This window comes from Gimesia fumaroli (genome assembly GCF_007754425.1).
Lineage (GTDB): Bacteria > Planctomycetota > Planctomycetia > Planctomycetales > Planctomycetaceae > Gimesia > Gimesia fumaroli.
Genome location: NZ_CP037452.1, coordinates 2,685,145 through 2,709,494 on the forward strand (window position 1 = coordinate 2,685,145; position 24,350 = coordinate 2,709,494).

General features: G+C 48.9%; 18 protein-coding genes and 1 other RNA gene. 9 read left to right on the top strand and 10 right to left on the bottom strand.

All coding sequences use genetic code 11. The features are described 5' to 3' along the window. Positions 1-55: 55 nt before the first annotated feature. Both Enr17x_RS10180 and Enr17x_RS10185 read right to left on the bottom strand, forming a co-directional pair. Positions 56-454, bottom strand: coding sequence for a hypothetical protein (locus Enr17x_RS10180; protein WP_145308352.1), 399 nt, complete (start codon positions 452-454; stop codon positions 56-58). A 259-nt stretch (positions 455-713) separates the two neighbouring features. Further along, positions 714-2,150: a sulfatase-like hydrolase/transferase gene (locus tag Enr17x_RS10185; RefSeq protein ID WP_145313977.1), complete on the bottom strand. Its 1,437-nt coding sequence runs from the start codon at positions 2,148-2,150 to the stop codon at positions 714-716. Between the two features lie 306 nt (positions 2,151-2,456). On the opposite strand from Enr17x_RS10185, the gene Enr17x_RS10190 reads away from it, so the two are divergent. Beyond that, positions 2,457-2,996 carry a hypothetical protein gene (locus Enr17x_RS10190; protein ID WP_232101012.1) on the top strand — a complete coding sequence of 180 codons (540 nt, stop codon included), beginning with the start codon at positions 2,457-2,459 and terminating at the stop codon, positions 2,994-2,996. Positions 2,997-3,125: 129 nt separating this feature from the next. On the opposite strand, the gene Enr17x_RS10195 is transcribed toward Enr17x_RS10190, so the two are convergent. Continuing rightward, positions 3,126-4,562 carry a hypothetical protein gene (locus Enr17x_RS10195; protein WP_198001082.1) on the bottom strand — a complete coding sequence of 479 codons (1,437 nt, stop codon included), beginning with the start codon at positions 4,560-4,562 and terminating at the stop codon, positions 3,126-3,128. 334 nt (positions 4,563-4,896) lie between these two features. Between Enr17x_RS10195 and Enr17x_RS10200 the strand changes: the two genes are divergently transcribed. Both Enr17x_RS10200 and Enr17x_RS10205 read left to right on the top strand, forming a co-directional pair. After that, positions 4,897-6,228: a Gfo/Idh/MocA family protein gene (locus tag Enr17x_RS10200; RefSeq protein ID WP_145308356.1), complete on the top strand. Its 1,332-nt coding sequence runs from the start codon at positions 4,897-4,899 to the stop codon at positions 6,226-6,228. A gap of 141 nt (positions 6,229-6,369) precedes the next feature. Further along, entirely contained in the window at positions 6,370-6,993 is a 624-nt protein-coding gene (locus Enr17x_RS10205; RefSeq protein WP_145308359.1) for a hypothetical protein, read from the top strand. A gap of 1,076 nt (positions 6,994-8,069) precedes the next feature. Here Enr17x_RS10205 and Enr17x_RS10210 read toward each other — a convergent pair. Continuing rightward, positions 8,070-9,395 (bottom strand): hypothetical protein, encoded by a 1,326-nt coding sequence (locus Enr17x_RS10210; RefSeq protein WP_145308360.1) that lies wholly within the window; start codon positions 9,393-9,395, stop codon positions 8,070-8,072. Between the two features lie 364 nt (positions 9,396-9,759). Beyond that, positions 9,760-10,116, bottom strand: a transfer-messenger RNA (tmRNA) gene (gene ssrA / locus Enr17x_RS10215). A gap of 296 nt (positions 10,117-10,412) precedes the next feature. Between ssrA and Enr17x_RS10220 the strand changes: the two genes are divergently transcribed. Both Enr17x_RS10220 and Enr17x_RS10225 read left to right on the top strand, forming a co-directional pair. Continuing rightward, on the top strand, positions 10,413-10,658 hold the full coding sequence (locus Enr17x_RS10220) for a hypothetical protein (protein ID WP_145308362.1): 246 nt from the start codon (positions 10,413-10,415) through the stop codon (positions 10,656-10,658). Positions 10,659-10,832: 174 nt separating this feature from the next. After that, entirely contained in the window at positions 10,833-11,894 is a 1,062-nt protein-coding gene (locus Enr17x_RS10225) for an alpha/beta hydrolase family protein (protein ID WP_145308364.1), read from the top strand. 18 nt (positions 11,895-11,912) lie between these two features. On the opposite strand, the gene Enr17x_RS10230 is transcribed toward Enr17x_RS10225, so the two are convergent. Then, positions 11,913-13,091, bottom strand: a complete 1,179-nt coding sequence (locus Enr17x_RS10230) for an LptF/LptG family permease (protein WP_145308366.1) — start codon at positions 13,089-13,091, stop codon at positions 11,913-11,915. Positions 13,092-13,551: 460 nt separating this feature from the next. Between Enr17x_RS10230 and Enr17x_RS10235 the strand changes: the two genes are divergently transcribed. After that, complete coding sequence (locus tag Enr17x_RS10235) at positions 13,552-13,854, top strand: Hpt domain-containing protein (protein WP_198001083.1); 303 nt, start codon at positions 13,552-13,554, stop codon at positions 13,852-13,854. Positions 13,855-13,901: 47 nt separating this feature from the next. Here the strand turns inward: Enr17x_RS10235 and Enr17x_RS10240 are convergent, their stop codons facing one another. Continuing rightward, a complete protein-coding gene (locus Enr17x_RS10240; protein ID WP_145308370.1) occupies positions 13,902-14,234 on the bottom strand; it encodes a hypothetical protein in 333 nt (110 codons plus the stop codon). A gap of 280 nt (positions 14,235-14,514) precedes the next feature. Between Enr17x_RS10240 and Enr17x_RS10245 the strand changes: the two genes are divergently transcribed. Continuing rightward, positions 14,515-15,003, top strand: coding sequence for a hypothetical protein (locus Enr17x_RS10245; RefSeq protein ID WP_145308372.1), 489 nt, complete (start codon positions 14,515-14,517; stop codon positions 15,001-15,003). A 13-nt stretch (positions 15,004-15,016) separates the two neighbouring features. Here the strand turns inward: Enr17x_RS10245 and Enr17x_RS10250 are convergent, their stop codons facing one another. Continuing rightward, positions 15,017-17,023, bottom strand: coding sequence for a hypothetical protein (locus tag Enr17x_RS10250; RefSeq protein WP_232101013.1), 2,007 nt, complete (start codon positions 17,021-17,023; stop codon positions 15,017-15,019). A 525-nt stretch (positions 17,024-17,548) separates the two neighbouring features. Between Enr17x_RS10250 and Enr17x_RS30245 the strand changes: the two genes are divergently transcribed. Then, positions 17,549-20,281: a vWA domain-containing protein gene (locus Enr17x_RS30245; RefSeq protein ID WP_145308376.1), complete on the top strand. Its 2,733-nt coding sequence runs from the start codon at positions 17,549-17,551 to the stop codon at positions 20,279-20,281. 23 nt (positions 20,282-20,304) lie between these two features. Further along, a complete protein-coding gene (locus tag Enr17x_RS10260; protein ID WP_145308378.1) occupies positions 20,305-21,717 on the top strand; it encodes a YfaP family protein in 1,413 nt (470 codons plus the stop codon). A 17-nt stretch (positions 21,718-21,734) separates the two neighbouring features. On the opposite strand, the gene tsaD is transcribed toward Enr17x_RS10260, so the two are convergent. Together tsaD and Enr17x_RS10270 are read right to left on the bottom strand one after the other, a co-directional pair. Then, the gene (tsaD, locus tag Enr17x_RS10265; protein WP_145308380.1) at positions 21,735-22,766 is read right to left on the bottom strand and encodes a tRNA (adenosine(37)-N6)-threonylcarbamoyltransferase complex transferase subunit TsaD; all 1,032 of its coding nucleotides are present in this window, start codon (positions 22,764-22,766) and stop codon (positions 21,735-21,737) included. Between the two features lie 109 nt (positions 22,767-22,875). After that, entirely contained in the window at positions 22,876-24,324 is a 1,449-nt protein-coding gene (locus Enr17x_RS10270) for a S41 family peptidase (protein ID WP_145308382.1), read from the bottom strand. Between the last annotated feature and the right edge of the window lie 26 nt (positions 24,325-24,350).

The window sequence follows — 24,350 nt, forward strand, 5'->3', positions numbered from 1 at the left end:
TGACCACTTTAATAGTCCTTTAATAGCTTTCTCCTGCTCCTTTTTTACTCTGGATTCAGGGCTCGAGATCTTTAAGTGATATCACTTTCTTGTTTTTTAAATACTCTTTGTCATACAGGCCAATACATGTGTCTATTTGTAGTCGGACTATTTTCCACCCGCGATCATCGGGCTTGTCTCCTAACCAAAAACGCGGAATTAATGGCTCATGAAGGGAGTTTTGTAATGACTGAAGTTCATCGGGCGTTAACCTTTGAAACGTTTCTGGGGGAATCAATGCCTTACATATATACCTAAAAAAACCTTCGTAATCGAACCAGGGATTTTCCAGTTGGTCCTCAAACTGTTGTGCCCATTCAATAACTCTTTCTGGACTCCACCCAAGTAATCGCCCCAATATTTCTATGGCACCATCTATATCGCAATACTTTCCAAGCTCTTCTTTACTCAACATCGCTAGTTTTTTCTTTTTAGCTAGTGCATATTCGGGGAGAAAAAGATGTCAGAACTCTAGAGTGATCAATGTCTGCCTCCTGTATTACCTTTCGCGCTGGTTCCAATTGTTCTTTTTATTGTAAATGGAATGTCGCAAGGCGGGCGGACACGTGGGTCCCGCCCCTACGTTGGAGTAGGCGACGTCAATACATACACAGAAAGTGAAAAGAGGGCAGGGCCAATCAGTCTTGTCCCCTGTAACATTCCTCATTCAGTTTTTACTTCGTTTCCTGATAATCTTTTCCATTGATACTGCGGATCACAGACCGCATCCATGTATCTAATTCCTGCTTCATCCGTTTTACCCGCTTGGTCTGTTGAGGATTTTGGGAAAGATCGGTTTTTTCCATTGGGTCATCGCTTAGATTGTAGAGTTCGAATTTGGTGCCGTTGATCCGATGCAGTTTCCAGGGCCAGTCGGTCCACGCGGCATGCCCGGTCGTGGTCTCTTCGGGAAACTGGGGGAATTCGTCGACGTCTTTGCGAACTCTTTTGGGATCATGCGGTAAGGGGGCGCCGGCCTGCTGCTTTTCCATGATCGCTTTCTGAATCTGGTCGCTCCGCGTTCCTTGCCCGCCCTGTAATTTGTGCCAGAAACCCATCGGCTTACTGCGTTCGGACACCGACCCCGAAATGATGCCGCTCACATCCATGCCATCGAGCGGGTGCGGCGCGTACAACTCCACGCCGGCCATCGCCAGCAGGGTGGGATAAATATCAAAGGTCGCCACAGGGACCGCGGTGCGACCTTTGAGCTTGCGTGCGGGCCATTCGATGATGCCCGGCACGCGCAGGCCCCCTTCGTAGATGCTCCCCTTTTTCTCGCGACCGCCGGACGTTTCCTTGACCAGCCCACCGTTATCGCTGCAGTACCAGACGATGGTATTCTCCGCCATGCCCATGTCCCTGAGTGCGCGCCGCAGGCGTCCGACCTGCTGATCGAGCAGCGTGATCTCGCGGTAGTACGCCGCGTTGGGTTTGCCCTTATAAAGACTGGAGCCATCCGGCACTTCCGCGTGCGGGGCGTGTGGAGAGGGGAACCAGACGACCGTAAAGATCGGCTTGTCGCCGTCCTTGTGTTTCTTGAGGAAGTCAAGCGTATCATCCATCAGGATGACCGAGCCTTTTCCCTGACGATGCTCGATCTTTCCCATGCGGCTCAGGTAGGGATCGTTGTCGAAAAAGTTGAGGCCGATCACCCATTCATCGAACCCCATGCCGCTGGGATTGCAGGGCGAGTCGGGTTGGCCCGAACCCAGGTGCACTTTACCGAAAATGCCGGTGACATATCCGGCCGCTTTCAACGTTTCTGCGATGGTCTGCTCATGCGGTCGCATGTAGCGGCCATGGTTCGTGACTTTGGCTCGATTCGGATTCCGCCCGGTCATCACGCTGGCACGGGTCGGCGAACAGACCGGCGCACCGGCATAGAAGCGGTCAAAGACGAACCCGTCCTTCGCCATGGCATCGAGTGACGGCGTCTGCACAAACGGGTGACCATTATAACCGGTGTCGCCCCAGCCCTGGTCATCCGCCATCACCAGAATGATGTTGGGTTTACCAGAGGTGTCCGGTTTGGCCGCAAAGGAGACTCCTGTCGTGGTCAGGCAAAGAACGGTTCCCATCGCTGCTAACAAAACACGTCGGTTCAGCATCATTGTCTCTTTTCTACTTTGAAGATAAAAAACACATTTGAGCGTTCTTCACGCATATAAAGTTCTTCCAGCATTTCCAACAGGAAGATAAAATGGGGGGCAGGGCTCTTAAGGGATAATTTCGTTACGTAAAAATTTCCTGACCCCTTATACGTTACCCAATTCTACTTTAACCTTCGATCCCCAAATAGATTATCAAACATGAAGCTCCATTTTAAGCATTGGTTAATTTTCTTAGTAGGCTTTCTAAGTATTGTGGGAGTAGGGTACTATATGAGTTTAGTGCCCACTCCATCCCAAAGAGTAATGAAAAATATTGAAAGTACGTTTTATACTTATACTGGAAAGGAGTGGCCGAATGATTCAGTATTATTATCAATCGGTGATACGCGCAATCCTGATAGTTTCAGGGGAGGTGGCGCGTATCATCTAATATTCAAGGCAGACTCTAAGACAATCAAGTCATGGCTTAATACCCAACCACCGTGGAGTATCGAATCTTGGCAGAGTGGTCCCGTCCCAACTAAAATCCAATATAATTTTAATAATTTTTCCAATAGTAACTCGATCTGGCATAACCCTGATTACAAGATTACATCTCTTTCACCCGATAGGTTGCAAAATCCTCAGATAGCAAAGACTGAGAATTTATTACGTTTAACCAAAACAGACTCCGAATCACCGTCTGCCCCTTATCGCTCACACAATAATATGGAAGAGCTTCAAAGTTCGAATATAAAGTATGTTGCCAGCAACCTTGGAAATAACTGGGTGGAAGGGAAGTTATTTGCTATCAACACACAAAATAATATCGTTTTTTTATCTGTGTGGGATATTGTTCGATGAATAGAAGGAAGTGCGCTTCCTCCCTTATTCTCTGCTGAATTAGCAGTCATAGAGAAGCGAGTAAGAAAATGAGGGCGCAGGGACTTGAACCTTGGCTCCTTTTACGTACTCCGCACCTGTTGCTGAGGGTTATTTACGCATATTAAGTTCTTCCAGCATCTCCAACAGATTGTCAGTCAGGATTACTGAAGCATCTTTTTGGACAACATTCGTGCCCAGCCAGGTTTCGTAACCGCCGAGCCGATGTTGTTCGGGAGGTGGTAAGTAGCCGTGTCGACCGTTGGCTAATCCGATGACCATCGTGCGCGCGAACGGGCTCCGATCCTTCAGTTCCAGCCCGATTTCGACCAGTGTCTCAAACGGAATTCCCACGATGGCATACTCACCAATGCGAATGGCCTGGATTGTGACTGTGAGAGAGTCTTCTTCACGTTCGTGAGCCTGCACCACTTTGCGTGCGTAGTTGACGGCTTTTTTAGGCAGCCTGGCGATTGCGTTCTTGTCTTTTAATGCGAGCACTTTTTGTGCTGCGGACACATCTTCTGCAGAGGGGCGTCGGTATTTCAAGTCGACCTGTCTCTCAAGCATGTCGATGGTGATATCGCGTTTGTGGGTCTCAATTTTCTTGTAAGCGAAATAAGCGGTATCGGCGGCTTTGCTCGCCACAATGCGGACTTGCTCGAACGGCTCCCGGGGGGGGCGATTCACGAGAAAGGGGATATTGTTGATATCTCCTGAGGCGCCATTCGACATCATGGCTACGAAATTCTGACCCGCGCGCAGACGACTTGGCATCAGGCGGGCGAACTCGCCAAAGTAGTCTGCGGAAGCATGCTTTTTGGGGATGCCTCCCACATAGTGCAACGCATAGTTGGCCAATAAGGCCAGCGGTTTTCGCTTCTGGTTCTGAATGGAAAGCACCATCAATTCCGGATCGGTGGGGCCAGCGGGCCGGTCCAGCACGGCTGGGCTGGTTCCCGGATTCATTTTCACGATGTCCATTTTTCCAAAGGGATTTGGGGGCATCTTTCCGGGCTTCAGAAACCAGCGTCGATTGAATACTTCTTCAGGAAGATCATGAGAGGCCATACCCAGGGAAGCAGTTTGCTGTTGATCGAACGCCTGAATGATGGATTGGGCCAGTCCTTTAATCAGAACGTCCCGATAAGCGACATCCCCCGGAGAACCTTCCGTCCGATTGGAAGGAGGAGCCGAGTGCGTATGCGTCGATGAAATCAGGATGCGATCGACGGGAATACCAGTCTTCTTGGAAGCGATCCGTTTTGCTTCGTTCAACATTTCGGGGGGAGCGCCGAGTGCATCGAGTACGGCAATCGCAACAATGGTCTTGCCATCATTCAAGACGATCGCCCTGGCATGCAGCGGGTCATGGATGGCACTTTGGTCCATCGCTTTTCCACTTCGCAAGCTGATCGGGAACAAGTGTGGTGAAACATCAACCGCGGAAGCCCCCGCTCGCAGTTGACCTGACTCGGCCTGTGCTTCGCTGGCAGGTTCCGTGGCATACCAGACGAGCAGGGTGAAGAATATTGTCCGCCAAAACATAGTTTCCTCTTTCAGTCAAATGGTCATGGTTTTCCTGTGCGCCGATTGTTACAAACAAACTGCTCCTGCCAGAATCGCATTCGTTTTATGAATCCTGGATCATCTGCTGATTACTATGTTAACAAACATGCTCACCAGAATCACGAATCAAAATTCAGGGACTACCGTCAAAACCAGTCGCAGAACGAATTCCGAATTTACTTACACTTCACCACGCGGTCTCAATTGACGTATCGCGGACCGTTTATGTTATAATCGATGCCTACCCAGAATCATAAACCGGTTTTGACATAATATACTTCTCACTCATTGACTCGACAGGAAACCCACCATCATGACATCCACCTCAGATACCACCCGCCGGGATTTTTTGAAAACATCCGTTGCAGCCGCGTCCGCTTTTGCCGCACCGGCATTTGTCCGCGGACAAAATTTGAACTCGCAATTGCAGTTTGCGGGCATCGGTACCGACGGCAAAGGGTATTCCGATATCAAGCTCATCGCCAGCCACGACAAAGTGAAATGCGTCGCCTTTTGCGATGTCGATTTGTCGCGGACCGAAAAAGTCAAGCCTTTGGCCCCTGAGGCTCCCATCTACCAGGACTACAAAAAAATGCTGGATGAACTGGGTGATAAAATCGATGCCGTCTCGGTTTCGACCCCCGACCATACACACGCCATCATCAGCATCGACGCGATGCAACGCGGGAAGCACGTTTACTGCCAGAAACCGCTGACGCGCACGGTTTGGGAAGCCCGCCAGATGCGACAGCAGGCAAAAAAGGCAGGCGTCATCACGCGGATGGGAAACCAGATTCATTCGCACTCGGCTTATCGCACCGGAGTGAAAGCGATTCAAGATGGCGTCATCGGGAAAGTAACGGCCATCCATTCCTGGGTCGGCACCACCGGACATGGTCGCAGCGGTTTACTCGAACCACCTGTGAAGAATGAAGCGGTGCCAAAATCGCTCGATTGGAACCTCTGGATCAGCGTGGCTCCCATGCGTCCTTACGGCGGAAACCGCGTGTACCATCCCTTTACATGGAGAGACTGGCAGGACTTCGGCTCCGGGGCCATCGGCGATTTCGGTTGCCATTTACTCGACCCGGTATATACGGCCCTTAAAATTACGGGTGACCCCATTAGCGTGCGCTCGGAACACACCGGCATGAACGACGAAGTCTGGCCCGCTCAGGAAACCATTCAATACGTCGTTCCCGGCACGCAGTATACGGCTAGTCGCAGCTTGCCGATTACCTGGTACGATGGCGGACGGCGGCCGAGTAACGGAATCGCCAAACTGTTACCCGGGCAATCTCTGCCGAACAGCGGCTCAGTTTTCGTTGGTCAAAAAGGGAACATGATTCTGCCCCATGTCGGCCAGCCGTTCGTCAACATCGAAGGTGTGAAAATCGAACCGGTAGAAAGTCTCGATCATTATCACGGCTGGGTCGATGGTTGCTTGTCCGGAAAACAGCCCAGCGACGGGTTTGAATACGGCGGACATCTGACCGAAGCCGTGCAGTTAGGAAATGTTGCCGCGTACTTCCCGGGTGAAACCCTCGAATTCGATGGTAAAGCCGTCAAAATCACGAACAACTCGGCTGCAAATAAATATTTGACGCGGGACTACCGCACCGGCTTCGAAATCGCCTCGACTTAGCCCTGTGTCCAGGTTTATTGTACCGTCTCCAGGGCCATTTGAATCGAGTAGATTAGATTGAGAGATGCTACGGTAAAGTGTGATACGTTCTACAGCCAGTATTCCTCAATAAAGAAAACACCTTTCAGGCGGGCTTTTGATATGCGCCGATTGATCATGTTACTCGCAATTCTGTCTGCCACGAATATGGTGTTGGCTGCCGATTCGGAGTTGGCAAAGCAGATCACGGTTCCCGCTGGTTGGAGGGGGGAGCAAATTTCACTGCCCCCTTCCTTTGCCAAAGAAATGCAATTTAAAGGGATCGAAGAAGCCCGGTTTTCGCCGGGCATGTTTCAGGAAAAATCGAACACGTTTTTTTCCTACTTCTTCGTATTTAAAATCGATCCCGGCAGTGAACTCACCCCCAAAAACATCGAACGCGAATTACTCACGTATTATCAGGGGCTGTCTCGTACCATCTTCAACAGCCGAAAAAAGAAAATCGATACCAGCGGGTTTACCTGCAAACTGACCAAAGCCATCCCCGTCGATTCGCAGAAGATTTACCCCCCCGGGCTCAAAGAATATGCGGCAACGGTCGAATGGACTGAACCGTTTGTTACGCAGAAACCGCAAACGCTGAATCTCATCATTCAGGCCTGGACAGACAAAACCACCAGGCACGGTTATCTGTTCGTCTGCGTTTCGCCACAAGATTTTAAGGCCAATATCTGGCAGTCGATGCGAAACATTCGCGGCACGTTTTTCCGCAATCTGCAGAAGTAATTCTGCTCAATGATCAGTGCTCACTTCCTTATGGAGTCAACTTATTGAGCCGGACAAGAAAAAGGTGTCCGGAACCTTAAAACGACGATTCAGAGGATGAGACAGGGACCGTTCTCTATGATTGTTAACTGACCCTTTACCTCAATTCTTGCAGAAAAAGTTCAACCGGGGCTAACGCTGTGCGGTTAATGGCGAAGGCTTTCTGATTTCGTGATCTGAGAAATATTCGTTGTCTAGATGTTTCCGATCAGCTTGATCAGGGAGCGTTTGCTCACGCCTTGTGCGGGGTGTTTATCTCTCATGCTGTCGGTCGTATCTGGTAGGATTGGTTTGCTGGTGAAACGTTCCTTTTAGCTGGATTCTGCTGGCGGACAGGTCGTATTTCTTAATTTGAATTGGTCTTTGCAAATGCGGGGCGGCTCATTGAATAGGAGAATACCGGCGTCTAACGCCGACCCGCTTACTTTTTAAATATATTCCAGTGGGTCGTTTGTTATTACTTGGATGTCGTGAGGCGGGTGAGCACATCGACTCGCGCCTACATCTGGAGAGAGTATCATGATTGTGAAACAAATCTTTGTGAACGGCGTGGAGCGGTCAAGGGGATTTGAGAAATGTTTAGTGGAGAAGCGAGGCGGGACGTGTTGTGTGAGCGGCGGGCAGTGTTGGTTAAGTGGTTTTATGCGGCGGTGTGTGTTGACCCGCATAACTTTTTTGGGGTTGGTTTGGGAAAATCGTGCTCAAACCAGCGGTTTATGGGATGGTGCCGTTTGTTTCGTTCCGGGGATTCACCTGAACCAGTAGTGTGCACGCGCGCGACGCATAACTAGAGATCATGAAGAACGGTGCGGCGGTGTCAAGACAATTTTATACAGCAGACGGGGATGGAGATTCAGCGATGAAGAGAAGGACGCATGGTGCGAATAAAGAGAAGTGAGGCAGACTATTAGAAGTCGATAAAAAAAGAGGAGTTGTCCCGTGTGGGACAACTCCTCTTTGAGTGGAGGCGGGTTTCCTGAAAGTAAGTCGTTCACATCAGAAAACGAGAGGTTAGCGAATGATCGCATCGCGCGAAGTCATTTAGTGGCAACACCGGGCGTTTTGGAGTGCGCGTGCTGCGGGAAGTCGAAGGTCAACACGAGCGGTTCGTTTCCTGTGTTTTCGATTTCCACGCCGCCGTTATTAAGGGCGGCCTGAGTGATGAATCCGATCTCGGGATAGAGCTCGCCCAGCTTCATATCCTGGTGATATCGCACTTTGAGCTTTCCAACACGGCCGCTTCCGCCATTCGTGTGGAACAGGGTGGGGCTCTCCGGGCAGAATTTCGTCTTGGCGCCAGGCTCAATAATGAGACGGAGAATGGAGCACTTCTGATCGCCGAGGAAATCGCCGTAAACAATCCACTTTGCATCTACTCCGTCGCCTGCGAATTCTTCAGCGGTGATTGCCGGACGTGAATTCTTCAGAACGAATTCCGGGTCCTGATTTGCTTCGAAGTCGAACTTTTCAACCAGGTACTCCCAGTCTTCGTGCCGATCCTTCGGATAGTCTTCTTCCCTGCAGGCATAAAACGCGTCTGCTGCTCCGATACGTCCGTCAAGCGTCAGGTCCTCAGCCAGGAAGTGCTCATCCATTGTGACGTGCAGCTCGTGTGTGCAAAGATCCGTTGGCGAGTGAAGCACACCGTTTGGCATCACGAAGCCGTTATCAATATGCATCATCGTGTGCGGGGACAAATGACGAACCCCGTTATAATCGCCTTTGCCGAAACTCTTCATGCAGTCAAGAAACTGATCCTTCGTTATGAACGGGTACAGTCCCATTGCTGTGGTGTGATAATGTGACGGACAGACTCCAGGGTTGTCGAAAGAATTGATGTCATAGACTTCCCACTTTGCCCAATGAAGATGATGCGGAATCGGATTCAGATTATCAAACTTCTTGGACACAATCGGCCAGGTCGGGTCGCCGTACAGCGATTTCGAGAAGGCTGTGATCTTCTCACCCATGACCGTTTCTGGATTGGCGAGGATCAAATCCTGCAGCGAGATGACTTGTCCGTTCGGAGTGAGGACGTGCGATTCACCTTCGCGAAAAGGGGCCTTATTCGTGCGTGTGTCGATGACCCCCGTCACGATGGGAACGGTGCAACCCATCCAGATTTCATCGAGCCCCGTACCGTTCATGTAGTCCGGGTAGTACGACTGCGCATCAAGGCGAAGGCGTTTCCCTGGCGTACAAAATGTACGGCCAGCGTAACGGTGCAGTAATTGCAATACTCCGTCGTTACTGTTAAGGCATTCATCGAGAATCGAATCCGAACATCCGCTGGTTCCGTCGATGACATCTTGTTGGGGGTATTCGTGCAGTTTATCCGCGAGAATTGACGTCGAGGCAGTCATGTGAAATACACCTTATTAAATCTTGAGAAGCGGGCTGAGCCCAAAGAATGTTCTGGAGTGATGATAATGCGAAAAAAAGAGTTTCTGTAGCCATTCAGCTTATCATAATAAGAAAAAGACGTGGGATCTAATCTCGCGTCCATAAAACCAGCAAACTCTTTTATATCAATTGGTTACAATTTGAAAATTGGAAGCGAAGGGGGTTTCCCGAATGGAAGTGGAATCACCTGAAAACAAGTGATTTATGGAAGAGCAGTTTCTCTGGTTGGATCTATTTAACGCTGAAAAAATCCTTGAAAATCAAGGAGATTGCAGTAAATCAAATAAAAACAGCCACTCGCGAAAATCGCAAGTGTCTGTTTTTAAGTGGAGGCGGCGGGAATTGAACCCGCGTCCTGTGAACCCTCAGCTAAAGCCTCTACGTGCATATTTTATCGTTTGAGTCTCGTTTCTTCGGGCACGACAAACAGAGCCTTTCGGAAACCAGTCCACCACGGATCTCGCATCAGACGGAGCGGACATTGATCTGATGCCAGTCTGATTTTGTGACCAGCCTTCGGACTCCTCAGACAGGGATTCCTAAGCCGGGGTTGCTATATTAAGCAGCCATTGAAAATTGCTTGTTTGCAATTAGATTGTGATCAGCTTTTTACGTGGCCAACTGATCAACCACGGCACGCCACCTTAACATACGGTGAACCAGTCGAATCCGATCGCCCCCGTGTTTCAGTAGTATATCTATCTTACGCAAAATGATTACAAAAAGATCAACACAAATTGAGAAATCTTTCTGTTCCAACGTCATTATTATCAGCAGGTCGTCCCGAGTCAATTTACTTTCTTTCCGGAAATTCCTGATAGATAACAATTTAGTGCCAAAATGTCCTTTTGGGACCGGTTCTAAGTCGTGTGTTCTAAATTCCACTAATACTGGCGTTTTCTGTTAAGATTTAAGCCGCGGCAGCGAAATAACTTTGACTCACTTGAATTTCGAAGAATTTTGCTCAGGGGCCAATTATGGGTGATTTTGACATCATTGGATTTACTGCGATTATTTGTCTGTTCGGGCTGCCTTTTGTGTGTGGGGTGACGGCGATTATCTCACGCGCCTGGGTGAAAATAGCCTGTCATCAAAAAGAGGTCGATTTGAAGCATCACATGCTGGCTTCCGGTATGTCCGCTGAAGAAATTGAACAGGTTTTGAATGCCGGCAAGGGGACAGAAGCAGTGTCTTCCCCCGACGTCTGGTCTGAGCAATCGTAAAGATTTGTGTATTTCTGAGTCGGTGTTCTCCTTCCTGTATGGTTCTGTCTAAAATCGGTCTACATAATTGCCTGTGTTTGGTCTAAAATAAATCCGTTCTATCTCTCTGTCACCAATGATGGATTTGGTGGTGGCTTCAATTTGAATTGTCTCAGAACGGGAATTTGATACGCAATGACATTTCAGCATGGTCTGTCGTCTGATCGACGTTTTCTTATTTTGGTTTGTGTGGTCTCTCTCTGTCTGTGTTTTCAGACGGAGCAAATCCGGGCCGAGAGTAAACCGACTGGTCCCGTTTTTGTAGACATTCCAGAGCAGGGGCAGGTTCAGTTTGAAACCATCCAAGGGGAGGAAAACGTTCCCACACGGTTTCATCTTGAGCCGCATACGTTTCCCTTCAGTTGCCAGTTTAAGCGGATGAGCGGGCCGGTTCGCGTGTATGATGTGACGTTTCCCTCGCCTGTCAAAACCGAAGTGGCAGAGAATAATACGGTGCACGGGCATTACTACCAGCCAGCAGGTTCCGGGCCGTTTCCTGCGTGTGTCTGCCTGCATATTCTGGGAGGCGGTTTTGAGCTTTCCGAGATGTCGGCGAATTCACTGGCACGACAGGGAATTGCTGCGCTGACCATAAAGATGCCTTACTATGCCCAGCGACGGGGCAAGGGAGAGCAGGGGAGGCGTCGGATGATCTCGTTTGTGCCCGAGCATACGGCTGAGGGAATGACTCAAGCCGTGCTGGATGTGCGGCAGGCTGCCGCCTGGCTGGCAAGTCGCCAGGAAGTAGATGCCGAGCGGATGGGAGTGACCGGAATCAGTCTGGGTGGGATTATGTCAGCACTGTCTTCCGCGGCAGAACCCCGCTTCAAGAAGGTGGCGATTTATCTGGGCGGGGGCAATCTGGCTCTGGGAATCTGGGAAAATCCTCATCCACATGCCAAGCAGTTTCGCAAGCATTGGCTGGAGAATGGGGGAACGTACGAGTCGTTTTTAAAGATTATGAAGCCGGTAGACCCTCACACATATGGGCATTTACTACAGAACCGTGATGTGTTGATGGTGGTTGCGAAGCATGATGAAATTCTGCCTCCCCAAAGTTCGCTTGCATTATGGGAGTCGATTGGAAAGAAGCCGGAAATAGTCTGGCTGGATTCGGGGCATATTACGGCTGCGATGTATATTTTTGGTGAAACACACCGTCTGACGACGTTCTTTTCCAAGTGGGAAACAGAGTAAGCATCGCAGGGCCGGGATTTAATTCCGGAGCACTTTTCGCAGCATATGAAAGGCGATGCATAGCAAACCCAGGTTTCCCGCCCAGAGTGACCAGCTTGGTTCAATTTTACCCAGCTTAGATAAATTGATCGTCAGCAGGACGATAGGGTAATAGAACAGCAGGATCGGGACAAAAACCAGGAAAAAACTGGTGAGGAATTGTCGGCGTGCCTGGGCGATGGAGAACGGGCAGCCTACCAGAACGAAGAAGAAGCAACTACAGCTTAGAGCAAAGCGACTGGCAAGGGCTGTCTTGAGTTTATTCTTGCGTTTTTCTTCGACATGATTCTGAGGCAGATCGGTGCTGACTTCCGGTGATTGAAATCGATTAAAATCTCCAAGGGCTAACAGCATGGCAACTTCGATATCGCGTTGAAATTCAAATTCTCCCCGCTTTTCCTGAAGGTCTCCCAGTTCGGATTTGATGGATCGCACGCTCATGTGTCTGGGTTTGGCCATCGCAGTCTGGCTGGGCAGAGGAAAGGGGAAGACATCTTTCTCAACGTAAAAACGCGGTTTTCCAGGGAAGTCAATATGTCCTTTGGCGATGTGCAAGATGACCTGCTGGTTGGTCAGGTCAAATTCCAGCGTGGCTTCTTCCGCTTGCAGATGTACCGGTTTTTTGCCTGGAGGAGAATAACGGAATGTAGGTACGAGCAGGGTTTTGTCCCTGACTCCCATCACAGTAATCGAAATGCCGCTATTGGGATCATGGATCTGATTCTGGGAACGCAATTTTTCCAGGAAGATCGTTTCGAGTTCGCAGGCAATCGTGTTTTCGATATTCTTTTCGGCCCAGGGAATCACCTGATCGCTGAGCAATAGCGAACCCAGGCTGAGAAAGCCTCCCAGAATGAAGGAAGGCCAGAGCAGGGAGAGCACGTTGATGCCAGCTGCTTTGGCGGCGGTGATTTCCTGGTCGCCTGAAATGCGGCCATAAACCACGCAGACCGTTAAGAGCAATGTTGCGGGAATGGTAAAGGGCAACATGCTGGGAACGATGAACGGCAGAATCTTCAAGACGAGCAGCGCACCCAGTCCCTGATTGGAGGCTTGCTGGAATGCACCCACAAACACCAACAGGACGGTGAGAACAGTGATCATTAAAGTGAAAACGCGCAGCAATTCAAAAAGAATATAGCGCTGAAGCAATCGCATGACAGGTGGTATTGATCTTGAACTAAAGAGAAATGGGTGCGGGTTTTACGACAGGCTTTGATTGGTAATATTTGACCGAAGTTGTATATGGCAAAAAGTGGAGTTGAGTCAATATCAGACTTTCTTTTGTGTGTTCTTGTGTATATTTGTTTTATTGAGCTGCGTATCATCATTTCAGTCTGATTTTGATGATGTGGATAGAAATCAGGCTTCATTTGGTAAATTTGATATCGGCAGATCAGGCATAATCCGAACATTCATTTCTTTATGGGAATTTACTCTGTCTGGAAATTGGATATTCCTGGTTTTTTTTAGCAGGGAAAGTTGTTCAACCTATTAATTAAAGAAGTCGTAGCTCGCCGGAAACAGCCATCGCGAAATGAAATAAAATATCTGAGTGAGCATGAACCAGAGCTAAATACAGTTCAGAAAATGAGATGGGTACTGAAAAATGATCAACATGTTAGACAATTCACCGGTTCGGTCATCCTTTTGCGATGATGAAGATTTTCTCGAGTTGATCGAGATGTTTGTTGATGGAATTGAAGAGAAAAAAGCAATTCTTCGCGAGGCATCTGCAGATCAGGTTGAAGAACTGAAAGTCTTATCGCATCAAATGAAGGGGGCCAGTGCCGGTTACGGGTTTGAAGCACTCTCGCAGTTGGCGGCTGACCTGGAAACCGCGTGTAAAGCAGAAGATCGAGATGAAATTGAACGTCAGAAAGAGATTATTCTGAACCATATGGACCGGATTGTACATTAAAACAATCTAATTTCTTTCATCTTCTACAGCTCCAGCGGCCAGTTCCATTAAGCGTTGAGCCGGTTAACCAGTTTTGAGAGCGCCACGAATCTGGTGATGAGAGCGATGGCGGTTTGTCGTCCCGGTTGCCCCATTCCCTGTCGATCAAACAGAATCGACGTTTTTCGATGGCTTTTGAATGCAGGTTGCACCTCTGCGATCTCCTGGCAAATTGAATTCCATTCCGTTTTCAAATTAGCGGGCAGTTGCGGCGGGCATTGATCTTCCAGCTCCAGAATTTTTTCTGAGAGATCGAGCAGCAGGTGTCTGGCATCATAATCTGCTGCCTGGAATTGTCTGACAATATTTTCAAGGCCTTGCTGGAATTCTTCAGTGGTCATCTTCGGTCGTCTTTTGTGAATCGAATTCTGAGATCGGGGTCCATTTGTGCTTTTTACACGCTTTACGCTTTGAACTGCCTGAGATCAGGGTATTACTAGTTGATTTTTCAGGGTTCTTATTGACCTGAGCCATCAAATATTAGTAAATATGTGCTACCGCTGTCGCATTTTGTCATTCTCTTTGAGCCAGCAGACTGAATTCATCTGAACAGTCTGATGCGTATTCTCATCTTGAATCGACGTCAATCATAACAAAAGTTGATTTCACGGGGAGTCTTTCATGTCCAGGTTGAGCCAGGTTGTCGTCGGTTTGCTTCTGATTTCAGTGGGCTATATTTTAGGGGCGTCACAGAGCTTTCAGAGCACCACATTACACGCTCAACAGAATTCTGGAACTCCTACTGAGGAGACCGAGGATAAGATCAAGCGTGGTGTGAAGCAACTTGTTGAAGCACAGTTAGCATTGGAGCAGGAAAATTTCATGCGAACGGCAACCAAAGGCTTGAATGCCTTCGCTGTTTCCTGTGGCGGTGTGAATGCAATGGATGATCTGGAAGCCGGGAACGGCGTTGATCCTGAAACGTTTGCTGGTTTGTATGCCGGTCTGGCAAAGCCCGATGTCGCAGCACAACTGGGACGCGATGATCAGGGAAGAATTACCTACAAGAACAAAATCGTGCGAATGTATCCCGTTTCGCGATTGAAAAAATTATTCGCCACACGATTAAAATATACTGGTGAAAGCCAGGACGATGCCAACAGTTTTTAGTGCAGGCGATCAATTAATTCTTTGGTGGTTTTGAAGCTTCCGTGAGACGCGGTATTGCATGAGGGGGAAGCTTAAAATCAGTTTGCATGGCAATTCGCGTTTGTATTTCTGTCTGGACAACCGTCTTGAATGTCAGGCAGTCCGCTTCCGCCTGTTTCTGGAGTGTTGTACGCGGTATCCGAATCAGGAAATCTGTCACCTGAACTCCTCCCTCCTGGTGTGTGCCCTCGTTTGCCACTTCCCAATTTCCTGATTGTGATGTCAGGGATGAATTCAGGTTGGCAGTTTGAAACCGTCGCGGCTGTCTGGACGTTCGAGAGAGGTAAGCACCACTGAATTCCAGGCTGATTGTTTCTACCAAGGAACGTGCCGGGTGTTGGCAAGTGAGGCGAACGTCTAGAAATTCTGTAGCCGAAATGTCGTTCGTGCTGGGAATAAGCTGCTTTACGGTCAATGACAGCCTATTGTCGCATTGTGGCATCTTCAGCAGGGTTAACTGCATCTTCGAAAATCCATTGACTTTGATAATGATATTTTCGCTTTGGGAAGAGTCTCTCTTGAGGTGCAGAAATCCCGAAGCCGTGGATGCGATGTTCAGAGAGGTTCCCGGTTCATGAGAAAGATCCCACGTATGAAATGCGGGGCCCGTCAGCAGAAATTTTCCACAATGCCATGTAGGCCGATCACGGTCAGAATTTTCTCGGTTGTCTGTCCATAGAGTTTGTTGGGCAAGATTGAGAGACCACAAGCGAAACAGTTCCGGAAACGGACGCGCAGTGAGCTGCTCTATTTTGGGAGTACCTGTTAAAGGGTGATGTGTGAAGCGATAGGGGAAACGCTGTGTGGTTTCCAACTGATTGCACCAGTCTAGAAACAGATTGACGGCTCCCCGGCACCCATGATTTCGCCAGAGCTGGGCGCGGTAGTAATCGGGAATCACCAGGGGATAGGCTTCCGGCTTCCGATAAAACTCACTGATGCGGTAATCGCGGTTGGTATAACCGGGCTCCATAATATGTGCGATGCCTTCATTCAACCAGTCCTCTTCATCCATTAAAGGACCTGCAGGAGAATTAGAATGAACGGCACGAAGACTGGATACCGCAGCATGGGTTACTTCATGGCTGAGTAGATCAAGTAACTCCTGACCTGATTTGAGTGTGGAATTGAGATACAGCATGTCACAATGGTTGCTGAACGGCTCTGAAACCGTTTTCCGAAAGTCACTAGGCCTTACGAAACCATTGATCGAGGTTTTCCCCCCCTGTAGTTTACTGAGCCATGGTGAAAGTAAGATCGTAAATCGCCCATCCTCGTCGATATCTCGGATTGGGCCGCATCGATTGGTAATCTTATCGAGAACCTGATGCTCGAGGGTTTCAAGAATCCCCTCGACGAGGCCTGGAGTCAGTTCGCTTGTTTTCTGTTGTTCATCCAGATAAATGGCAACGCGGTCGCTGTGTTGGATTAGTTGTCCTGTAATCCGGGTATATTGATTTCGATCTGAAAGGCTGCCATCGGTGACGAATAAATAGAAGGAGCGTTTCTTTGCTGGTGGTTTGGGGTTGGAATTTGATTCGCTTTTTTTTCTTGAGCGGCGAATCTGTTGTGTCGTAACAGCCTGAGGGCTGCTGTGTGTGGTCCTTGGGAGAGTCTGTGTATTTTGAAAGTAGCAGCCTGTAGGAGTTTTCTCGCTGGAATCGGACACAGTGGAAAGCTGGATCTTTTGAGTTCGATGAGGGGCTCGTTCCAGGTTGTTGATGATTAACAGATATTCGTCACCCTGTGTGCAGGCTAGCGGAATACTTAGTTGGTTACCAGTAGGAATGATGTTAACCGGTTGATTCCAGTCGACAGGCTTAGTTGGTGCCAACACTGGTTTGCGGATAGTGATCTCAGATCGTGAGGTCGGACTTACTTTCGAGGGCGCAGTGCGTACGCTCAGGATCCCCAGAGCGATCAGCAGCGCTGAAATGGGGATGAATAAGGTGAATTGTCTGGAGAACCGTCGAGGTAACATGTGCGATAACAAATCAAAGAAGTACGATCAAACACAGGACTTCATTGGCGAACCGTGTGTAACCAGACCCCATCAACAGCAGGCTGTGATGATGGCAGAAATCGGATGAGTCTCTGTCAAAGATCGTCAAATCGGCGGCAGGTTAATGAGCAGAATCGGTGCAAACCCTCTAAGTTATGGGGCCACGAATTGAGAAAATGGGCTGAAGCTAATGGACAATTGGATATACAGCGTCCGTTTTAATGCGAAGGGGTCTTGAAATCGTCGATTTCGCTAAGTGGGCGTTGATCCTCAATTTCCCCATAATCGGACTATAAATTACGCGGATCCTTCAGTCCGTGCCGCCAAGCCCTTTTCAAGTCGGACCAAATTTGGAGAATTAAGAGAAAATCGGGGGAATTTCCTTCAATGGTGTCCGAGACTGAATATACAATGCACAATTGAGGAGAATGCGCAATTTGGCAATCGTCCATCTTGCCTTGAGTTAGAGCATTCTTGCCTAAAGTTACTCGGGAGAGAGAAATCATGTCAGTATCCAGATTTGGAATTTCAATGTTTGTTTGGGCCGCATCAGCCGTATTGTGGTGTGCCCCGGAAAGCTTCGCTGAAAGCCAAGTTCCAGAAATATCAAACATCGGCCAGATCCTCAGTTATCAAAACAGTGAAGGCGAGCATTATTATGCTCTGCAGTTAAAGGCAGATCGTTTGCCAGCCTCTGCTCATTCCGGAAAGCAGATTGCGATCCTGTTTGATACATCAGCGAGTCAGGTAGGCGAGCACCGAACGCAGGCTTTGGATGTCTTGAAGTCTTTGCTGGGTGAGCTCCCCAATGATTCTACGATTGCCCTTTATGCAGTTGATGTGCAATGCACGCCTTTTGTGAATCAGTTTGTGACACCGCAAAGCAGCCAGGCGAAGCTTGCTGTCGAATCTTTAACTTCACGGGCTCCTTTGGGGGCAACAGATCTGTCTCGGGCATTGAAAACCGTGATGCAGGGTCTTCAGAAAGAACAGCCACGCTCGATCGTTTATATTGGCGATGGAATGAGTTCTGCCAGGTTAATTTCTCTCCCGGAAATGGCAGCACTCACTCGTCAGCTGGCAACGCAACACATTCCCGTTCACAGTTACGCCGTTGGTCCTCAGAAAGATTTACAACTGTTGGGAACCTTAGGCGTCTACACTGGTGGCGTTGTTCTGACTGACAGAGCAGAGGGTGAACAGGATCGTCCTGTTATTGTTGGAAAAGAACTGGCCAAAGCAATTCAAGCTCCTGTATTCTTCCCAGACTCAATTCAGCTCTCAGATAAAAACTTAGAATTAGACACATCACGTGCTCTGCCTGTTCGGACAGACCGTGAAACCATTTATCTTGCCAGAGGCGATCTCAGTGGTCGACTCAGTGTAGAATTGAGCAGCCGGAATTTGAATGGCGTCTGGAAATTTAATGTTCCGGTGGCACAGGCCGTAAACAGCTTTCTGGCTGTTCCCTGGGCGAATTATGAACAGGGACAGGAACTGGGAGTTGCATTCGCCGGACAGCGAATGATGAATCTGGCTCGGACTACCCATGAAGAGCAGATGGCTCAACTGGAATTCGCAGGAACACGTGCAATTCGCAGTGGTAACTTTGAGCAGGCTGCCAAATTTGGAAATCTGCTGCAGCAGCTTGATCCCGGAAATTCCCGTGGTGACTCACTGCTGAAATTATCAAATAAATTTAAACAGGATCAGCTGGCACAAGCAGACACCAAGCAGCCAGCTGCTGATGCAAAAACAGAGCCGAAAACCAAGGGAGATCCTCAGCCTCCGATCAGCGACTCCATCAGTAAAGTGGAGCAGTTGCGTCAGATCAAGGGAGCCCAGATGAAGATCGAGGTTTCCAACGCCATCGAAGAGGCACGTCAGACATCTGCAGAAAATCCCAATGGAGCACTTGGTTTATTAAAGCGAACTCTGAATTTTGTTAAATCCACATCGGATATTGATATTGATCTGCGTCAGCAACTGGAACGTCGCCTGAATAATATGATGGTTGATGTTCGCAGTCAGATGGAAGTTGCTGAAACACGCCGGATTCGCCAACAACAACAGTTGGCTCAGTTGGAACAGCAAAAACGTCTAGTTGACCAGGTGCTTTTGGAAGACGAAAAACTGGAACAGTTGATCGACCGTGTTCGTTCTCTGATTCAGGATGGTAAGCACGGAAACAGTGATGCTTATGAAGAGGCAGAAGCCGTTTCTCGCGTTGCCGTGGATATGGAACCTGGAAACGGGCCCGCGACTGCGGCTCTGTTTACTTCAGAAGCAGCCGGACAGCTGGATAAAGTATTCCGGATGCGTTCCTTGCGAGCTGACCGCTTCCTGGAAACGCTTTACCAGGTTGAATTGTCACACGTACCGTTTCCCGATGAACCTCCTATTCGATGGCCGGCTGCACCTGTCTGGACCGCATTAACAGAACGCCGCAAGCAATGGGCCGCTGTCGACTTGCATCGTAACAGTCCAGCCGAGCAGCGTATCTTTGAAGAGTTACAGAAAGAAACAGAAGCGAACTTCCCGGATATCCCACTTTCAGAAGTAATGACTTACTTTGCAGAATTGCATAACATTACGATTCTGATCAACTCAAACGATCTAGGGGAAGAAGGTTTGACACCGGATGAACCTGTCAACGTTTCCTTGAGTGGGATCAAACTGAAGAGTGCGTTGAATATTATTTTGAAGCCGATCGGTTTGACTTACGTCATCGAAGACGAAGTGATGAAAATCACAACGATTCTTAAAGCGGACGAAATTTACAGCACTCGTGTTTATCCTGTAGCTGACCTTGTGATTTCCGTATCTGCCCAACAGTCATCAGTCGGAAGCAGCCAGGGTGGCTTTGGTGGACAGCAAGGTGGTATTGGTGGCCAACAGGGCGGCGGCGGCTTTGGCGGCGGTGGTCAGGGTGGCTTCGGCGGCGGTGGTCAAGGTGGTGGCGGTCAAGGTTTCTTTAATATCGCACCAGAATTCTTGATGATGAATGGAGCCAACGCTCAACAGAAACAGCCTGCTGTGAAAAAAGTGCAGGCGAAAGCTGATAAAAAAGTGATCAAGCCGATCAACGATCCGGAAATGAAATCCATTCTGGACGACATTCTGGGAGAGGCTGATTCCAAAGAATCAAAAGCGCAATTTCAGGTCGAAGACAATCCGTTTCGATTTGATAATCGCACGATTGAACAACTCAAAAAAAAACCGGAAACCGCAAAGTAGGCGAGAAATCGTCACTACCTGGTGTGCCCGGACAATCTAAATTAACAGCACGGAGCCGTTCCCAAGGGAAAGGCTCCGTTTCTGTTAAAGGCAAGCCTGAAAAGAAAAACGATTTCAAGGCCCCGCTGACCAATAATATCAAAGATCCGACAGCGTTCTGGAGCGATTATTTTTCCAAACGGAAACCAGATCCCGCGCTTGTCAACGATTTGATTTTCAATTTACATCAGGCGGGCAAGCACGAGCATGTGATTGCCGCCATCAATGCGGCTTTGATTCACAATCAGTCACAACCCTGGATGTATGATGTGCTGGCTTTGTCGATGGAAATCGTCGGACGTCCTAAACAGGAAATTCAGCGCGTCTTACTTTCACGCATCGATTTTTCCGCCACGGATGTTCCGAGCATGGTTTATTCGGCGGCTTACCTCTCTCGATTTAATGCCGATCAACAGGCACTGCAGTTGTATCAGCAGGCTTCAAAGCTTCAGCCTGCCAGACCTGAGCCTTATGTCATGGGGTTACGATTGGCAGAGAAACTGCAGGATACAGAAGCGATTCTGTGGGCAGCGACGGGCATCTTGACTCACGTGTGGGTGAAAGATTATCAGTTATTGCACAAAAAAGCGTTGAATGCGCTGGCCGATCTGGAGCAGTCATTCAATCAGTCAGGGCGAAAGGCCGAAGCAGCACGAGTCGTCTCCGCCAGAAAACAGGCTTTGGAGCAAGACTTAAAACTGGAACTAACCTGGAACGGGGATGGTGATCTGGACTTGATTGTAGAAGAACCCCAGGGAACCGTCTGTTCGTTTGAGACACCATTAACCGCAGGAGGCGGCGTATTACTGAAGGACGGCTATGGTCCCAAACAGGAAAATTGCAAAGAAGAATATCTGTGTGCAAACGGTTTTCCAGGCACCTATGTTGTTCGCGTGCGATATGTCTCGGGAAACATTGTCGGCCAGCGGGCTCGCCTCAAAGTAACACGCTATCGGGGATCAAAACATCCGATGGTGCAATCGAGGATTGTTCCTTTGGCCAAAGAAGATCAGTTAATCCCCATTGATCTTTCGAAAGGACGACGAAATAAAAAATCCGAGGTTGTACGACCCGCACCCAACTCGCAAAAAACGAGTCAGTTTCAAAATCGAATGCAGTTGCGTCAACCACTTTCAAAAGGTGCGCGGTCGGCACTCAAAGATTTTCGAGTGTCTCGACAAGTAGGGTTTTCAACTGGCCGACAGACGCCGTTTGTTACTGGAACCCAGAATGTGGGGGGCGTTGCCAATCAACCTGTGATTAGTGTTATTCCAGAAGGGATCAGCCTCTCGGGCTCGGCAGTCGTCTCGCCTGACCGCAGATATGTGCGGTTGTCTTTGTCACCTCAATTTACGAATGTGACGGAGATCTTTACATTCAGCTTTTTGCAGCCTTAATTGATTCGGGCAATTCGTCAGCGAACCAGCCCCGGAGTTACATCGAGATCAAGCGAAGCAACCCGCCCCTGATCCAGGTGATGCCAGGCGATCGCCGCCATCGCGGCATTATCGGTGCATAAGTCGGGAGGGGCGATACTGAAATAAGCGCCTGCTTTGTCGGTCATTTCCGCTAAGCGTTCGCGTAAAAGAGCATTCGCAGCAACCCCTCCGCCGACACAGAGTGTGGAATAATGATGCTGTTCGAGTGCCTGCCGACATTTTCCAACCAGCACATCCACGACGGTTTCCTGAAAGCTGGCCGCGAGATCTGCGATGCGGTCTTCGGTGAGTGGTGGTGGTTGCTGTTTTGCGCCCGGATTGCCGAGAGCGGCATACAGTACCGCGGTTTTCAGGCCGCTAAAGCTGAAACGTAGTTCTGGATCTTTCAGAAACGTACGTGGGAAGGGAAAGGCTTTTGGGTTTCCCTGGGCCGCCGTTTTCTGGATAGAAGGGCCACCAGGGTAAGGAAGCCCCAATATTTTGGCGACTTTGTCGAAAGCTTCGCCGGCAGCGTCATCAATGGTGGCGCCGATCAATTTGAACTCGAATGATTCGGAACAATGATACAAGTTCGTGTGTCCGCCACTCACAACAAGCCCGATCGCCGGGAACAAGGGGCGGGTTTCCTGCATCTGGCAGGCAAACAGATGCCCTTCAATATGATTGACGGCAATTAAAGGCAGGTCGAGCGTCATGGCCAGGGTTTTGGCTGCGGTTAAACCGATAAGCAGCGAGCCGACCAGGCCTGGTTCTGTTGCGACCGCAATTGCTGTTAACTGATTTAACGTGATGCCCGCCTGTTTTAGAGCATCATCAATAACCGGCAGAATGCGTTCGAGGTGCGCACGAGAAGCAATCTCCGGAACAACACCTCCAAATTTTTTGTGCAAATCGGTTTGTGATGAGACGACATTGGAAAGGATGCGCATATCACGTGTGATGACGGCTGCCGCTGTTTCATCACACGAAGATTCGATTGCCAGCAGGTATTCTTCAGGTTGGTTCATGAGGGGCGTGTTGAGTATGAAAATGAAAAGCGACATCCGGAAGAAATCTCAGTCCGAAAGTCGCTATGTTAAATGAGTGAGCTGATTTCAGTTCCGCAGAATTGATTGATCAGGTTATTTTTATGACAAGTTTTTCTTTCGCGGGCTGAGGAAGACCGGCTGCTTTTTTGGCTGGCTTAGCGTCTTTTTCTGCCGGTTTTTTTTCCGGTTTCTTCGCTTCCTCTTTGTTTGCTGCTTCTTTATCGGTCGGCTTAATTTTGCCGCTTAATGAGTCTTTAATGTACTTCAATGCCAGTTCGAGTTGTTTGTCTTTAAACTCATCGTCGAGCTTGGCACTATGGTCCAGAATGTCACGACTGCGGCGATAGACACCCAATGCTTCCAGTTCATCATCGGTCAGACGTAACCGGTAGTTTTCATCGGGGGTCACACCCCAGACATCGCTATCCTTGGCGCCCGGGAAACGGTGGATATTTTTTCCACTGGGACGATGGTAGCTGGCGGTGGTCAGCTTTAAGGCACTATCGCCTTCTTCCAGCTCAATTACATTCTGGACGCTACCTTTTCCCCAGGTCCGTTCGCCGACAATGACAGCCCGTTTATGGTCCTGCAGGCAGGCAGACAGAATTTCGCTGGCAGAAGCGGAGTAGCGGTTGACGATGATTGCCATAGGAAAGCCGGAATAGGTGCCTTCTTTGGTGGCTTCCCATTTTCGGTTGCGACTGTTGCGACCTTTGGTGCTGACGATTTTTCCCGACTCAATAAACATATCAGAAATTTCTGTGGCTTGAGAAAGTAAGCCACCCGGATTGAATCTTAAATCGAGCACCAGGCCTTTCATGCCCTGTTTTTTCAGATCCTCAATTGCTTCCCGCAATTCTTCAGAACTATGACGACTGAAGTGTGTCAGCCGAATATAGCCGATCTTGTCTTTTTTATTGAGCATGAAGTCCCAGGAATCGTCGGACTTGTATGTGTCTCCCAGAACGGTGGCAACGTGGATGATTTCACGTTTGATGGTCAGCGGCTCTGCCTTTTTGGTCCCTTTATGAATCACTGACATATTGACTTTTTCACCGGCCCGGCCTTTGAGTATTTTAATTGCCTGCGGGAGGGTGAAGCCTTTGGTTGTTTTGCCTTCAATCGAATCAATGATATCACCGGCCCGAATTCCTGCTTTATAAGCGGGCGTCCCTGGCAGTGGCGTCATTACGGTCAATCTGCCGTTATCGTCGTCGATATGAACCTGAATTCCGATGCCTCCGAATTCCTGTTCCACAACCTGGTTAAAACGGGAGAGATCTTTCGGACTGATGTAGTTTGAGTATTGGTCCAGTTCTTTGACCATGCCCCGAATCGCTGCTTCGAGTAACACCCGCCGATCAATGTCTTTTACATAATTCCGTTCAATCTGTTCGTAGGTATCTGCGAACAGTTTCATCATCTGGTAGTAGTCATCATCTTTTTCTTGTTCATCCGCATAGATCGATTGAGTGAGCGGTGCGGAAATCATCAGAGTGAGTATGAATAACGAACTGATCAAGCGGAATTTTTGCATGGATGATTCCTTATGAGATATATACA

Coding starts and splice junctions, on each gene's coding strand:
- Enr17x_RS10230 (WP_145308366.1), bottom strand. CDS start 13,091: ATGCGATTGCTTCAGCGCTATATTCTTTTTGAATTGCTGCGCGTTTTC.
- Enr17x_RS10205 (WP_145308359.1), top strand. CDS start 6,370: ATGCGCCGATTGATCATGTTACTCGCAATTCTGTCTGCCACGAATATG.
- Enr17x_RS10200 (WP_145308356.1), top strand. CDS start 4,897: ATGACATCCACCTCAGATACCACCCGCCGGGATTTTTTGAAAACATCC.
- Enr17x_RS10250 (WP_232101013.1), bottom strand. CDS start 17,023: ATGTTACCTCGACGGTTCTCCAGACAATTCACCTTATTCATCCCCATT.
- tsaD (WP_145308380.1), bottom strand. CDS start 22,766: ATGAACCAACCTGAAGAATACCTGCTGGCAATCGAATCTTCGTGTGAT.
- Enr17x_RS10245 (WP_145308372.1), top strand. CDS start 14,515: ATGTCCAGGTTGAGCCAGGTTGTCGTCGGTTTGCTTCTGATTTCAGTG.
- Enr17x_RS10225 (WP_145308364.1), top strand. CDS start 10,833: ATGACATTTCAGCATGGTCTGTCGTCTGATCGACGTTTTCTTATTTTG.
- Enr17x_RS10220 (WP_145308362.1), top strand. CDS start 10,413: ATGGGTGATTTTGACATCATTGGATTTACTGCGATTATTTGTCTGTTC.
- Enr17x_RS10235 (WP_198001083.1), top strand. CDS start 13,552: ATGTTAGACAATTCACCGGTTCGGTCATCCTTTTGCGATGATGAAGAT.
- Enr17x_RS10185 (WP_145313977.1), bottom strand. CDS start 2,150: ATGCTGAACCGACGTGTTTTGTTAGCAGCGATGGGAACCGTTCTTTGC.
- Enr17x_RS10210 (WP_145308360.1), bottom strand. CDS start 9,395: ATGACTGCCTCGACGTCAATTCTCGCGGATAAACTGCACGAATACCCC.
- Enr17x_RS10190 (WP_232101012.1), top strand. CDS start 2,457: ATGAAAAATATTGAAAGTACGTTTTATACTTATACTGGAAAGGAGTGG.
- Enr17x_RS10240 (WP_145308370.1), bottom strand. CDS start 14,234: ATGACCACTGAAGAATTCCAGCAAGGCCTTGAAAATATTGTCAGACAA.
- Enr17x_RS10180 (WP_145308352.1), bottom strand. CDS start 454: ATGTTGAGTAAAGAAGAGCTTGGAAAGTATTGCGATATAGATGGTGCC.
- Enr17x_RS10270 (WP_145308382.1), bottom strand. CDS start 24,324: ATGCAAAAATTCCGCTTGATCAGTTCGTTATTCATACTCACTCTGATG.
- Enr17x_RS30245 (WP_145308376.1), top strand. CDS start 17,549: ATGTCAGTATCCAGATTTGGAATTTCAATGTTTGTTTGGGCCGCATCA.
- Enr17x_RS10195 (WP_198001082.1), bottom strand. CDS start 4,562: ATGTTTTGGCGGACAATATTCTTCACCCTGCTCGTCTGGTATGCCACG.